We start from the raw sequence: 13,060 nt of genomic DNA, 5'->3' as shown, positions 1-13,060 counted from the left end.
GGCGTCTTGCGGAGCAAGCAGGGTTTGCGAAGTGGGAACTATAAACAAGGTTTTTGAAATTTACTCGCCGCTTGGGCTTAGTCCTTTTGACATATATTCAAATTCCGCGTCGCTTAGATCGTATCTGAAAAATCTTTTATAAAACGCCTTCGTTTCGGCTCTCATATCGATGTCGGTAAATAGCTCGGGGTGTAAAATTTTTCCCGCCCATAAAATTTGCAAAGCCCCCTCGGCTCCGTGCCTGTCCCATTTAAAAACGCCCATCGGGTTTGCATACACGCGCCTGTTTTTGACCGCCTTTAATCCCGAAAGCGTAGGATTTTCGTAAAATTTATTTACCCAGTACTCGCTTTTTTCGCTACCTATTATGATGACATCGGGATCGGCAGCCATTATCTCTTCAAGCGTGATGTTTAGCAAATTTCCCGTCTTTTCTATCACGTTTTTGCCTCCCGCAGCCCTGATCCACTCGTCCATTATCGTCTTTGAGCCATCTACGCGCGTGATGTTTGCGCCGCTTACGATATGCAGCACGCGCACCCTTTCGTTTTCTTTGAATTTGCTCATCCTGTCTGTCACTCGCTTCACGTTCGCGTCAAAATACGTTATAAACTCTTCCGCCCTCTTTGGTGCGTCATCGCCGATGATGTCTGCCGTTATCCTTACGCTCTGCTTAAAGCCATCATATGACGAAAACACGGGGCGGATGACTTTTAGCCCTTGTTTGCGGATGGTATCGGCAAAGCCTTTGTTCGGGATGATGACCACGTCGGGGTTTAGTTTGATGATCTCTTCGATTTGGATCGAGTTTTTATTCCAAGTGGCGGGGATATCTTTTATATGCGGGTAAATTTGCACAAACCAGGGATTTTGCTTTACGACATCGGTCGTTGTGACGATCTTTGCTTCGCCGCCAAGTATGAAAATGACCTGATTGTTCGCATCCCACAGCGCGGCTATGCTATTTATCTGCGCCGGGATCTCCACCACTTCGCCGGAGATGTCAGTGATGCTTTTTAGCTGCGCCGCATATAAATTTAAGACAATAAAAAATATTAATGACAGATATTTCATATCGGTTTACCTTTACTAGATTTATTTAGCGGTAGGATAGCATAAAATGTATTTAGATTTATAGTCTTATTAGTAGGAGAGGCCAGCCCGAGGTGGGCTGGCAAATTTTATTCGTTTACGGCTGCGGCTGCATCGTGATGATGGAAGTCGTCGTAAATGACCTTTGAAGTTTGGAATTTGATACGTTTTAGCTCGCGCACACGTAAAAATTCCGCTTCGTCTATTTTTTCTATCTGGATCGCGGCTTTAAATGTCGGCGTCTTACTGATGAAGTCCCAGCCGTTGCTGGTTAGCTCGTTGCAGCAGCTCTCCCAGTAGTGATATGACATTTGTATCACGCCGTCTGGCACGATGTCGGTAACATCGGCTTTGACGACTATGTAGCCGTATCTGCTCCATGCTTTGATGAAGTCGCCTTGCTTTATGCCGTATCTCTCGGCTAAGCTTGGGTTCATTTCGGCGATAGGTCCTATGCTGTCGCCACCCTCTTCGATAGCTTTTGAGCGCCTTGTCATTACACCGCCTGCGTATTGATAGACTTTGCGAGTGGTGAGGAGCTGTATCGGATAGACATCGTCTGTCGGCTCGTCCACGCTTCCTGCCATGACCTCCCAACCTTCAGGTAAATTTACACGTTTTGCAAATTCTTTTTGCGCCGGCTCGATCTCGGCTACGCTACCAACGTGAAGGCAAGGGATAAATTTACCCTTTCCGTCAGGCGTAAAGAATTTTTTATCAAGATAAAGGCTTTGACCGCCCATATCGTTTTCATCCGGGCATGGCCAGTGAAGTCCGTGATATTTTTTGAGGCGATAATAGCTCATGCCGCCGTATCTGCGTGGGTCGCATTTGCGTTGCTCTTCCCAAATTTCCTCAGGTGAGTTGAAGTTAAAGCCCTCGGTAGCTCCCAAACGGCGTGCTATCTCGCAGATGATCCACCAGTCTTGGCGTGCATCGCCCGGAGGTGTGATGACGGCTTCGTTGTGTTGGACGCGGCGCTCTGCGTTAGCGTAAGTGCCTTCTTTTTCACTACTTGCCACACCCGGAAGGATGACGTCGGCTTTTAGCGAAGTCTCAGTCAAGAAGATATCTTGAACGACATACATATCGACCTTTGATATCGCTTTTAGGAAGTGGTTGGTATTTGGATCGGTCATGACCGGGTTTTCGCCCATCGTCCAGAAGAAATGCACTCTGCCATCGAGTATCGCGTCAGGCACTTCCGTTTTGTGGATGCCGATCTTTCCGCTTAATGAGCCAGGCTCTAGGTGCCATACGTTTTCAAACCACTCTCTTTGTTTAGGATCTGTCACGGAGCCTAAATTTGAGAATATATTTGGCAAAACGCCCATATCGCAGCAGCCTTGGACGTTTTCTTGACCACGTATCGGTAGGTCGCCGCTTCCTAGCTCGCAGATATTGCCTGTAAGCAAAAATAGATTTGAAATATCGCAAACCGCGCCCACACCGTGGTTGAAGTGCGTTACACCCATACCGTGAGTGATGACTGCCGGGCGGATAGTCGCATACATCCTGGCGGCTTTCCTGATGTCATCAGGATTTAAATTCGTGTATTTTGCGACGGCTTCTGGCGAATAGTCTTTGACGGCTTCGCGAACGTATTCGACACCTGTGGTGCATTCGTTTACAAAGTCCCAATTGACTAAATCCTCGTCAAAGATGACGTAAAGAAGCGAATTTATAACAGCGATGTTATGCTCAGGCGCAAGCTGTAAATGCACATCTGCACGGCTGGCGAATTCTGTTTTTATCGGGTCGATGACGATGAGTTTCGCACCGCGGTTTAGTGCTCTTTGGATATGCATAGCTGCGATCGGGTGTCCGTTTTCCGGGTTTGAGCCGATCATTAGGATACAGTTGCTGTATGGTCCGATCTCTGTAAAGCTATTTGTGGCAGCTCCGTTTCCGATTGTTTTAGCGAGTCCCGCTACTGTCGGAGCGTGTCAGATGCGTGCACAGTGATCGACGTTGTTTGTTCCTATGACTGCACGCATGATCTTTTGAGCGACGTAGTTGTCCTCAAGCGTACAGCGTGCGGAGTAGTTTCCGACTAATGCGTCGGGGCCGTATTTTTCTTTGACCTCTTTCATTTTTGAAACGACTAGATCAAGCGCCTCGTCCCAGCTAGCCTCTTCGAGATCTCCGTCCTTACTGAATACGCCGTTTTTCTTGCGTATCATCGGTTTGGTAAGTCTATCCGGAGCTCCGACATAGTCCCAGCCATAAAAGCCTTTTAGACAAAGATTTCCCTGGTTGATAGGGTTATCTTCGACACCGGTGGCATACTTGATAACGTTGTTTTCGACGTGCAACGTTACTTGACAACCCGTCCCGCAATAAGGACAGATTACTTTGCCCTCTTTCATTCTTTTCTCCTTCTATGTGCAAAATTTGCACATTGATTTATGGTGTAATCTTAGCTCACGTAGTCTTAAATCTTTATTAAAAATTCTTAATTATTTAAATAATAATTTAATTTAAATATTATTTAAGATTATATATCTGTCGTCGCGATATCAGGTATTTTGCGTATGGCTCGTGATGCCGCGAATTTTGTGAATTTAGGCATTGTAAATTTAAAGTAGTTGAGTTTTCTTATACAAGATAAAAATATTGATTTAAAATTTTGATGATAGGAAGATAGAAATTTTAAAATAAAATAGGGGAGCAAGTCCCCTGAAATCATTTATCTCTTATGCCAAGCTCGACGATGAGTTTAGAATATGTAGTGTAGTCTTTGTTCTTGAGATATTTTAGAAGTCTTTTTCTTTGACCTACTAATTTTAAAAGACCAAGGCGTGAAGAGAAGTCTTTTTTGAAAACCTTAAGGTGTTCGGTGAGTTCTGCTATACGTGCTGTTAGAAGCGCGATCTGAACCTCCGGAGAGCCTGTATCTCCCTCTTTTCTAGCGAATTTCGCAACGATTTCTGCTTTTTTAGCCGAATCCAAAGCCATGATGACCTCCTGATTGGTGAATTGAAATTTAAGACGGCGATTATAGCATAGAAAACATAAAAATATATAAAATAAGATAAAATTCGGCTTTTTTAAAAAATTAATCAAAAATGCAGTAAAAATTTTATAAAATAGCCAGCTAATCAAAAGATAAACAAGGAGAGTGCGTGCTTTTTACAAAGGCAAGCGAGTATGCTTTACTTTCGCTCATTTTAATATCCCAAAAATCATCTCCGGTAGATGTCGATACTATTTCAAACGAGCTTAAAATTTCAAAGAGTTTTTTGGCCAAGATCCTTCAAAATTTAGCCAAAGAGCAAATTTTAAAATCCTACAAAGGTGCAAACGGCGGCTTCGCACTGCAAGCCGATCCTCAAAACATAAGCATAAAAACCATAATAGAATGCGCCGAAAAGCGCGAAGTCAGTGTATTTGAGTGCTCGACTTCGGCTGATGGCTGTCCGTCCGCCAAGGCCTCAAGCTGTCAAATCTGGCTGATGTTTACGGGACTGCAAAACAAAGTCGACGAGATGCTTGACGCGATAAAATTAAGCGATATTATCAAGAAGTAGAATTGGCAAAGCAAAAAAATAGCATCCTAACTCTTGTCGCGCCTTTTTTGGCGCCTATTTTGAAATTTAGAAGTCTTAGCATCGTCGGCGTCATAATCGCCATTTTAGCGATCATCATCGTGCCGCTGCCAAGCACGGTGCTAGACTTTTTCCTGGCGCTTTCGATTTCGGTCTCGGTGCTCATCATCTTGATCTCCATTTATGTGCCAAAGCCTACCGATCTTAGCACCTTCCCGACACTGATCCTCATCGTTACGCTCTTTCGTTTGTCACTAAATATCGCCACGACGCGCATGATACTAAGCGAAGGACATAACGGCCCCGAGGCGGTCAGTGAGATCATCTCGAGCTTCGGACAGTTCGTCGTAGGTGGAAACTACGTCATCGGTATCATCGTCTTTTGTATCTTGGTACTCATAAATTTCATGGTCGTCACCAAGGGCTCGACGCGTGTGAGTGAGGTGCAAGCGCGCTTCACGCTAGATGCGATGCCGGGTAAGCAAATGGCGATAGATGCGGACCTAAACGCAGGCCTCATCGATGAGAAGACTGCCAGAGAGCGCCGTCAAGCCATAATCGGCGAGGCGAATTTTTACGGAGCGATGGACGGTTCGTCTAAATTTATCAAAGGCGATGCGGTCGCAGGCATCATAATCACCATAATAAACATCATCGGCGGCTTTGCCATAGGCTCGTTCCAGCACGGTCTTGACATGGCTACTTCGGCGCAGTACTACACGATCCTTACGATCGGTGACGGACTCGTGAGTCAGATACCAGGCCTCATCACATCCACGGCGACAGCGATCATCATCACTCGTGCGAGCAAAGACGACGATAACTTCGCAGAAGGCACGTTACATCAGCTTTTAGGCGATTATAAAACGCTTTTGATCGTTGGCTTCATACTGTTTATGTTTGCGCTAGTTCCTGGTCTGCCGACGCTCTCACTTGGCTTCATTGCCGTTTTATTTTTGGGGCTTGGCTATATCGTAAAGCAGACGCAAGAGGGAAATTTATCCATCACGCCTCAAGGCAAAGCTAAAATCGGAGCAAAACCCCAAACCGGCGGCGAGGGCGCGACACCGAGCGCTGCAAAACCACCTAAAAAAAGTGACGAAGAGATCGCCAGAGAAGAAGAGACCAAGATAAATGACATTTTAAAGCTTGAAATTTTAGAGCTTGATTTGGGCTACGGGCTATTAAAACTAGCCGACGTCGATCTCATCGAGCGCATACGTGCTATGCGGCGAAACATCGCCTCGCAGCTAGGCTTCTTGATGCCAAAAATTCGTATCCGCGACAACCTCCAGCTGCCGCCTAACGAGTACCGCTTCAAGCTAAAAGGCATCGTGATAGGCCAAGGCGAAATTTACGCCGATAAATTCCTCGCGATGGATAGCGGGCTAGTGAGCGAAGATATCGAGGGTATCCCGACAAAAGAGCCGGCGTTTGGCCTTGATGCGCTTTGGGTTGATGCCAGCGTCAAAGAGGACGCCATACTTAGCGGCTATACTATCGTAGATCCCGCCAGCGTCATCTCTACGCATATGAGTGAGCTCATAAAACAAAACGCAGCCGAGCTTCTAACGCGTCAAGAGACGCAAAATTTACTCGACAAACTAAAGCAAGACTACCCGGTCGTAGTCGAGGATACGCTCAGGATCGCGCCTATTAGCCTTATTCAAAAGGTGTTAAAAGCCTTGCTTAAAGACAATATCCCGATAAAAGATCTTTTAAGCATACTCGAAGCGCTCAGCGACATCGCCGAGGTCAGTAAAAATTTAGACATGATAATCGAACATGTGCGCGCGGCGCTATCGCGTGTCATCACCTCGCTTTACACGGACGAGCACGGAGCGCTGAATTTTTACATTTTGGAGACTTCCGTGCAGCAAAAGCTGATGGACGCGGTGCAGTATAAAGACGGCGCATATCATTTGATGATAAACGTCGCGCAGACTTCGGCCATAGTGCAGGCTTTGCGCCATGAAAAAGAGAAGCGCCCGCTCAGTCAGCATGGAGCGATGATACTTTGCGTCGAGCCTAGCCTACGTAAATTTATAGCAAATATCTGCACGAATTTCGGTATCGATATCGTAGTGCTGAGCTTTGCTGAAATTTCGCCGAATACGCCGTTTGAAACCGTCGGCGTCATCGAAGTCGAAAATTTATAGATTAAGGAAATATATGAAATTTTATCACCTCTCGCACACCGATCTCGACGGATACGGCGCGCAGGTAATCACAAATTTTTATTTTAAGGACGTGAAATTTTTAAATTCCAACTACGGACGCGAGATCGATGAGAAATTTGCTGCCATCGTGAGTGAGCTAGATGGCGAAGAGGCGCTTATCTTGATAACGGATCTAAATTTGACGATGGCTCAGTGCGAGGAGTTTGAGTCCATGCTAAAGGGCAAAAACGCTAAAATTTTCCTTTTGGATCATCATCAAAGCGGCGCGGAGTGCGCGAGTGCGTTCGAGTGGTATCTGCTGGATAGCTCAAGGTGCGCGACAAAGATAACGCACGACTTTTTCGCGTCGATGTTTGGCGAGGAGCGGGAGCTTAAAATTTTTAGCGATGTCGTAAATGCAGTCGATATCTGGCTAAAAGACGATAAAAATTTTGAGATGGGCAAGGTCTGCCTCGGACTCATCGCGAACGCAAAAGAGATAAACAAGGTGATGTTCGAGGAGCAAAACAGCCTTTATATGTTTCATCTTTTGCGCGAGGCGGCGAAATTTTTTAATGATAAAAACGACTATATCGGGCTTGATATGCAGATCCACGCGATAAAAAAAGCCTTTTTTATGACGGATAAAGACGATACGCTGAGCAATCTCATATCAAGCTACGTCGTGAGGCTGCTTGGCGCGAATAAAGAGAAATTTAGGATCGATTATAAGGATAAAAAGGGCGTGCTTACCTATAATATAGGAAACACTTCGGTCATCGGAAACGATTTTTTGGTAGCAAATCCAGAATTTGACTTTTTCATCGACATCACGAACAAAAAAACGATGAGCTTTCGAGCTAACGGCAACGTAGATGTGAGCGCGATGGCAAAGCATCTAGTGGGCGGTGGCGGACACGTCAGTGCGAGCGGAGGGCTGTTTGCAAATTTTAAGGACGGATTTAGCTATGAAGCGATAAAAGCACAGGTAGTAGAGCTGATAAACAAAAAAACGCAGGAGGAGATATGAGAGAAGAAGATGTTAGCATAGAGGAGCTTAGCTACGAGCTGAGCGTGGTTTTGGAGGCGTTGATGCATTATGCCGGCGTAAAGAGATCAAAGCTTGAGGAGGCGGCGCAAACGTATGTCGAGTGTATAGACGATGCACTGGAAAATTCGAGTGCCGAGGGCGTGGACGAGGTCATCGAGATAGTCGAATTTATGAAAAAGCGACACCCTAAGCTATTTGAGAAATAAAATTTAAAGGATAGATATGAAAAAGATCACTACACTGTTTTTGGCGGTCGGCGCGCTTGCGCTTACACTCGGAGCAAATGAAAATTTCGACAAAGCGCAAGAGCTTTACGGAAGTAAAAAATTTGAGGAGGCTTACACGCTTTTTAACAAAGCTTGCGGCGAGGGCGTGAAAAAGGGCTGCACTATGAACGCGATAATGCTCTTTAACGGCGACGGCGTGAAAAAAGATAGGATTCAAGCCGAGCAAATTTTCACAAAAGCCTGCGATGATAACGAGCCGATGGCGTGTGCAAAGCTTGGCGAGATGCAGGCGTTTGGGATCTCGCAAAACAAAATAAAAGACGAGGAGAAGACTAGGGCACTTTTCAAAAAGGCGTGTGATGGCGGTTATGAGCCGGCTTGTGTTTTGGTAGGTAAATAGCTAAAGGAGCTAAAATGGGCTATAAACATAAGGATCTGCTGGGCACCAGAGAGCTTAGCAAAGAGGAAATTTTGTATTTTTTAGACGCTGCGAAGGAATTTAAAGAGCTAAATTTAAAGGATATAAAAAAATGCGAGTATCTGCGCGGCAAGACCACGATAAACGCATTTTATGAAAATTCTACGCGCACGCGCACTAGCTTTGAGATAGCTGCAAAGAGGCTTGGCGCGGATACGATAAATTTCACCGCTTCAAACTCGAGCGTAAAAAAGGGTGAGACGCTAAACGACACGATGAATAACATGGCTGCGATGAAAACAGATATCATCGTGCTTCGTCATCCAAGCTCGGGTGCGGCTAAATTTGCAGCTGCCAGGACCGATGCCAGCGTCGTAAATGCAGGAGACGGCACGAACGAGCATCCCTCTCAGGCTCTGCTCGATCTTTTTACTCTGCTTGAATACGGCAAAAGCCTCGATAAAAATACAACCGTCTCTATCATCGGCGATATAGCAAGGAGCCGCGTGGCACGCTCTGATATCTGGGCGATGAAGAAATTTGGCATAAACGTGAAGCTCTTTGCTCCAAAGATGATGATACCAAAAGATGCCGAGGTGTTCGAGTCTGAAATTTGCAAAAATATGGAAGAGGCATGCGAGGGAAGCGACGTCATCATAATGCTAAGGATACAGCTCGAGCGCGCGGACGGGGACGTGGCATTTCCAAGCTCTAGGGAGTATTCGAAATTTTTTGGGCTGAATAAGAATAGGATAAAATTAGCCAAGCCTGACGCCATAGTCTTGCACCCAGGACCGATAAACCGCGGCGTGGAGCTAAATTCTGACGTGGCCGACGGCACTCACTCGGTCATCTTAAATCAAGTAGAAAACGGCGTTGCCGTGCGAATGGCGATCCTAAACACACTAATAAACAATCGAGGCTGATCATGAAAATAGCTATAAAAAATGCAACCGTCGTAAATCATGATAAGAAATTCAAAGCAAACGTGCTGATAGATGGCGAAAAAATAGTGCGCGTAACGAGCGAGGACATCGACGCCGATACCGTTATAGACGCTACTGGCAAACTGGTGATGCCAGGACTCATAGACATGCACGTGCATTTTAGAGATCCCGGATACGAGTATAAAGACGACATTATCTCAGGCTCCGAGGCTGCAGTCGCTGGCGGCGTGACGACCTGCCTTTGCATGGCAAATACAAACCCGGTAAACGATAACGCTTCCATAACGCGCGCGATGATAGCAAAAGCCAAAACCTGCGGGCTCATAGACTTGCTGCCTATAGCTGCGATCAGCAAGGGGCTCGGCGGCAACGAGATAGTCGAGATGGGCGATCTCATAGAGGCCGGTGCCGTCGCTTTTAGTGATGATGGGCTGCCTGTGACTAGCTCTAGCGTGATGAGGGCGGCACTGGAGTATTCGAGCATGTTTGGTAGCTTTTGTATCAGCCACTCGGAGGACTGCTCGCTTTGCAGACAAGGCGTCATGCACGAGGGCAAGGTCTCGGCGATACTGGGCCTTAAAGGCATGGCACGCGAAAAAGAGGAGATCGCCGTGAGCCGAGATATGCTTTTAGCAAAGCTGACTAAGGCGCATATCCATATCGCGCACGTAAGCTCGCAGTATTCACTAAAGATCATCGAAATGGGCCGAAAAGAGGGCATACATATCACCTGCGAGGCTACGCCGCATCACTTTAGCTTTAGCGATGATGAAATTTTGAAAAACAACTATGACGCAAATTTCAAAATGTCGCCTCCGCTTCGTGAGATAAGCGACGTAATGGCCGTCAGAGAGGCGCTAAAAAGCGGTCTAATCGACGTCATCGCGACCGATCACGCTCCGCATCACAGCGATGAAAAAGAGGTGGAATTTGATAAGGCGCCTTTTGGTATCATCGGACTTCAAACGCTTGTGCCGCTCACGCTAAAGCTCGTGAATGAAGGCGTCATAAGTCTCGAGCGAATGGTCGAACTCACCTCAACAAACGCCGCAAAAATGCTAAATTTAAAGGATAAAGGCGAAGTGGCCGAGGGAATGCTGGCTGATATCGCTATCATCGATCCGGAGATAGAATACATCTACGATGAAAAGATCAATCGCTCGAAATCTACGAATTCTCCGCTGTTTGGCAAAAAGCTGAAGGGAGCTGCTGTAGTTACGATAAAAAGCGGCAGGATCGTGTATAAATTTGGCGAATGATCTCGTATCCATCGGCCTTTTTAGCCGGTGGATATTTGTTTGGTTTATCAAACGCTGTTTATAAATTCCTTGCCAGCAGAGTGGGAGCGAGTAGCCGTTGCTGTGCTTGCAAGAGCGGAGAGAATGTGAATAAGCGTTTATGCCAGGTAAGTAAGCGAGTGCGAGTGTGTGATGCGATTTTTACTTTGGCTCTATCTCGTAGTCCCTCTAGACGCTTCGCATGGCATACTGGCAGCTACTTTTGAAAGGCTACCGACCGAGTGAAGTAGGCCTTGTTTATATCTTTTATTTTAAAATTTTGCCCTTTTTTAGTCTAAATTTAAAAGTATGAAATTTTGAGAGCGCGACGGAGTAGAATTCCTTATAAAACTGAAAAAATTTAGACTCTTTTTTCGTATAAATCGCCGCAAAAACGTTCTCTAGCTCTATACGCTCTTTTTGTGTCAGATTATCCATCTACTCTCCTAGTAATTTTTTCATTTTTTTTACAACAAACAATATCTCATCGTCATCAAGCTCGCACAAGAGCTGACAAACGGCCAGTGCGGCTTGAGGCTTTGAGTTGCCAAGACGCCAGTCCTGATACGTCCTCATCGAGATGCCAAGGTGCTTTGCCATTTGTGCTTGTGAAATTTTCTTACCGATATTTTTGGATTCAATCGCATTATGAAGCAGATTGAAAATGTCGTTCGTTTCTATCATCGGAAAATTATACAAGTTATTTCATTAAATATACATAAAATTTAATATAAACATATTAATTTAGTATATATAATGTTAATTATATTATAAAAAATCAAATAAAATATATAAATTATACGAAAAAATGTATAATATCCAAAAATTTTATAGCCAAACTTGAGTTTATAACGCTAAGAATAAATAAATTTATTTTTTTAACTTTACTACTTGACAATACCATACTCAATATTGTATAATTCCGTTAGCAATTAAAAAGAAAGAGTGCTAAGTGAATAAGACGAACAAACGCGATATGATCTTAAATTCCATCATCGAAGCGTATCTGAGCGACAATATCCCGATAGGCTCGAGCGAGCTTGGATCGCGTATGAATATCTCGATGCCGGCATCTACGATACGTGTTTATTTTAAAAAGCTCTCCGACGAGGGCGAGATAACGAAGCTTCATATAAGCGGCGGTCGCATACCGACCATAACTGCGATGAGAAGATATTGGAGCGAGACTCTAGACCTAAATGACGCTGATATCAGCGTAAATGACGGTTATAATCTAAAGATGCTTTGTGATAGATTCGAGCTTTATTGTATGGTTTTTGGCAGTTTGGATACGCGCTTGCTTGAAATTTTAAATTTAAATGATAGATTTTTGATCTTAAATTTGGATAGCGACGAGATCGTCATCAGATATGATGCGCGCATCGAGAAATTCCTACAAAATTTACTTGGCGTTGGTTTAAACAAGCTTGAGACGATTTGCGCTCAGGTTGGTTTAAGCGAACTTAGAAGCAAGATAAGGGAGCTTAAAAGAACCAAAATTTACTTCCAAGAGAACGAAATTTTGGCCTTTAAAATGTTTGGCGATGAGCGTTTTAAGATGATGCTTGAGCCCGGATTTGCCGCGCAGATGAACGAGGGACTTACGTTTTCTCCGTTATTTGACGAGGGATTTATGGGGCTAAAGCTTAAAATGACTTATCTTGGCTATCCGTGCGAGATGGTATGTGCGGGCAGTATTTATAGCGATTATGTGAAATTTTTAAATAAAATAAAGGAGGCAGCGTGAGCGAAGAGATAAAAGAGCAAAACGTGCAAGATGCTCAAAATGAAAATTTAGCGCCTGATAGCGTAAATTTTGACGGCTTGAGCGATGCGGCGAAAGTTGCGGAGCTTGAAAACAAGCTTAACGAGCTGACGGATAAATATTATAGAGCAAATGCGGAATTTGAAAACATCAAAAAGCGTTTCGAGAAAGAAAAGACCGATATCGCAAGCTATGCAAACGAGAAATTTGCACGCGATTTGCTCCCGGTGATCGACGCTTTGGAGATCGCGGCAAATTTCGACCCTGACGACGATGAGTTTGCCAAAAACGTCAAAGAGGGCGTGCTCATTACGATAAATCAGTTCAAAAAATGCTTTGAAAAGCATGGCATGAGCGAGATCGACACTAGCGGTGAGTTTGACCCGAATGTCCATAATGCGGTGCTTCGCGTCGATAGTGAGGATCATACTAGCGGTCAGATCGTACAAGTCATGCAAAAAGGATACATCATAAACGGTAGAGTCTTGCGCCCTGCGATGGTTAGCGTTGCAAATTGATACGAAATTTAGTCGTCCGCAGGTATTTAGTGAGATCCAGCGGACAGGTGATTTTGAT

Annotated in this window: 14 protein-coding genes; 9 read left to right on the top strand and 5 right to left on the bottom strand. The window is 44.9% G+C overall.

Translation table 11 applies throughout. From position 1 onward, the window contains the following. Positions 1-60 precede the first annotated feature (60 nt). From HMPREF1139_RS03545 to rpsO, 3 genes are all read right to left on the bottom strand, one after another. A complete protein-coding gene (locus HMPREF1139_RS03545) occupies positions 61-1,074 on the bottom strand; it encodes an ABC transporter substrate-binding protein (protein ID WP_009650182.1) in 1,014 nt (337 codons plus the stop codon). 107 nt (positions 1,075-1,181) lie between these two features. Next, positions 1,182-3,461, bottom strand: coding sequence for a molybdopterin oxidoreductase family protein (locus tag HMPREF1139_RS12110; protein ID WP_169765172.1), 2,280 nt, complete (start codon positions 3,459-3,461; stop codon positions 1,182-1,184). 316 nt (positions 3,462-3,777) lie between these two features. Beyond that, positions 3,778-4,050 (bottom strand): 30S ribosomal protein S15, encoded by a 273-nt coding sequence (rpsO, locus tag HMPREF1139_RS03530; protein ID WP_011992145.1) that lies wholly within the window; start codon positions 4,048-4,050, stop codon positions 3,778-3,780. 167 nt (positions 4,051-4,217) lie between these two features. Here rpsO and HMPREF1139_RS03525 point away from each other — a divergent pair, with 167 nt between their 5' ends. Genes HMPREF1139_RS03525 through HMPREF1139_RS03495 form a run of 7 tightly spaced genes read left to right on the top strand, consistent with a single transcriptional unit; the run spans position 4,218 to position 10,701 of the window. Further along, positions 4,218-4,622 (top strand): RrF2 family transcriptional regulator, encoded by a 405-nt coding sequence (locus HMPREF1139_RS03525; RefSeq protein WP_009650149.1) that lies wholly within the window; start codon positions 4,218-4,220, stop codon positions 4,620-4,622. Between the two features lie 2 nt (positions 4,623-4,624). Beyond that, the gene (gene flhA / locus HMPREF1139_RS03520) at positions 4,625-6,799 is read left to right on the top strand and encodes a flagellar biosynthesis protein FlhA (protein WP_009650204.1); all 2,175 of its coding nucleotides are present in this window, start codon (positions 4,625-4,627) and stop codon (positions 6,797-6,799) included. Between the two features lie 13 nt (positions 6,800-6,812). Continuing rightward, a complete protein-coding gene (locus HMPREF1139_RS03515; RefSeq protein ID WP_009650307.1) occupies positions 6,813-7,829 on the top strand; it encodes a DHH family phosphoesterase in 1,017 nt (338 codons plus the stop codon). Continuing rightward, complete coding sequence (locus HMPREF1139_RS03510) at positions 7,826-8,056, top strand: hypothetical protein (protein ID WP_009650279.1); 231 nt, start codon at positions 7,826-7,828, stop codon at positions 8,054-8,056. The genes HMPREF1139_RS03515 and HMPREF1139_RS03510 overlap by 4 nt, the downstream gene beginning before the upstream one ends. Positions 8,057-8,072: 16 nt before the next feature. Beyond that, positions 8,073-8,477: a tetratricopeptide repeat protein gene (locus tag HMPREF1139_RS03505; RefSeq protein WP_009650162.1), complete on the top strand. Its 405-nt coding sequence runs from the start codon at positions 8,073-8,075 to the stop codon at positions 8,475-8,477. 14 nt (positions 8,478-8,491) lie between these two features. Then, positions 8,492-9,421: an aspartate carbamoyltransferase catalytic subunit gene (locus tag HMPREF1139_RS03500; protein ID WP_009650119.1), complete on the top strand. Its 930-nt coding sequence runs from the start codon at positions 8,492-8,494 to the stop codon at positions 9,419-9,421. 2 nt (positions 9,422-9,423) lie between these two features. Further along, positions 9,424-10,701, top strand: coding sequence for a dihydroorotase (locus HMPREF1139_RS03495; RefSeq protein WP_009650024.1), 1,278 nt, complete (start codon positions 9,424-9,426; stop codon positions 10,699-10,701). A 285-nt stretch (positions 10,702-10,986) separates the two neighbouring features. Here HMPREF1139_RS03495 and HMPREF1139_RS11690 read toward each other — a convergent pair whose 3' ends face one another. Together HMPREF1139_RS11690 and HMPREF1139_RS03490 are read right to left on the bottom strand one after the other, a co-directional pair. Beyond that, positions 10,987-11,157 (bottom strand): hypothetical protein, encoded by a 171-nt coding sequence (locus HMPREF1139_RS11690; RefSeq protein WP_009649943.1) that lies wholly within the window; start codon positions 11,155-11,157, stop codon positions 10,987-10,989. Beyond that, a complete protein-coding gene (locus HMPREF1139_RS03490) occupies positions 11,158-11,403 on the bottom strand; it encodes a helix-turn-helix domain-containing protein (RefSeq protein WP_026175482.1) in 246 nt (81 codons plus the stop codon). It abuts the gene before it with no gap. A gap of 268 nt (positions 11,404-11,671) precedes the next feature. Here HMPREF1139_RS03490 and HMPREF1139_RS03485 point away from each other — a divergent pair, with 268 nt between their 5' ends. Together HMPREF1139_RS03485 and grpE are read left to right on the top strand one after the other, a co-directional pair. Beyond that, complete coding sequence (locus HMPREF1139_RS03485) at positions 11,672-12,466, top strand: HrcA family transcriptional regulator (RefSeq protein ID WP_009650252.1); 795 nt, start codon at positions 11,672-11,674, stop codon at positions 12,464-12,466. After that, positions 12,463-13,002 (top strand): nucleotide exchange factor GrpE, encoded by a 540-nt coding sequence (grpE, locus tag HMPREF1139_RS03480; RefSeq protein ID WP_009649992.1) that lies wholly within the window; start codon positions 12,463-12,465, stop codon positions 13,000-13,002. The genes HMPREF1139_RS03485 and grpE overlap by 4 nt, the downstream gene beginning before the upstream one ends. Positions 13,003-13,060: the final 58 nt, after the last annotated feature.

This window comes from Campylobacter sp. FOBRC14 (assembly GCF_000287855.1).
In the GTDB taxonomy this organism is placed as follows: Bacteria; Campylobacterota; Campylobacteria; order Campylobacterales; family Campylobacteraceae; genus Campylobacter_A; species Campylobacter_A curvus.
This window is presented reverse-complemented; position numbering and strand designations above follow the sequence as displayed.

Excerpts from the sequence above, each read along its gene's own strand:
- HMPREF1139_RS03545 (WP_009650182.1), bottom strand. The coding sequence starts at position 1,074 with ATGAAATATCTGTCATTAATATTTTTTATTGTCTTAAATTTATATGCG.
- rpsO (WP_011992145.1), bottom strand. The coding sequence starts at position 4,050 with ATGGCTTTGGATTCGGCTAAAAAAGCAGAAATCGTTGCGAAATTCGCT.
- HMPREF1139_RS03515 (WP_009650307.1), top strand. The coding sequence starts at position 6,813 with ATGAAATTTTATCACCTCTCGCACACCGATCTCGACGGATACGGCGCG.
- HMPREF1139_RS03510 (WP_009650279.1), top strand. The coding sequence starts at position 7,826 with ATGAGAGAAGAAGATGTTAGCATAGAGGAGCTTAGCTACGAGCTGAGC.
- HMPREF1139_RS03505 (WP_009650162.1), top strand. The coding sequence starts at position 8,073 with ATGAAAAAGATCACTACACTGTTTTTGGCGGTCGGCGCGCTTGCGCTT.
- HMPREF1139_RS03500 (WP_009650119.1), top strand. The coding sequence starts at position 8,492 with ATGGGCTATAAACATAAGGATCTGCTGGGCACCAGAGAGCTTAGCAAA.
- HMPREF1139_RS03495 (WP_009650024.1), top strand. The coding sequence starts at position 9,424 with ATGAAAATAGCTATAAAAAATGCAACCGTCGTAAATCATGATAAGAAA.
- HMPREF1139_RS11690 (WP_009649943.1), bottom strand. The coding sequence starts at position 11,157 with ATGGATAATCTGACACAAAAAGAGCGTATAGAGCTAGAGAACGTTTTT.
- HMPREF1139_RS03490 (WP_026175482.1), bottom strand. The coding sequence starts at position 11,403 with ATGATAGAAACGAACGACATTTTCAATCTGCTTCATAATGCGATTGAA.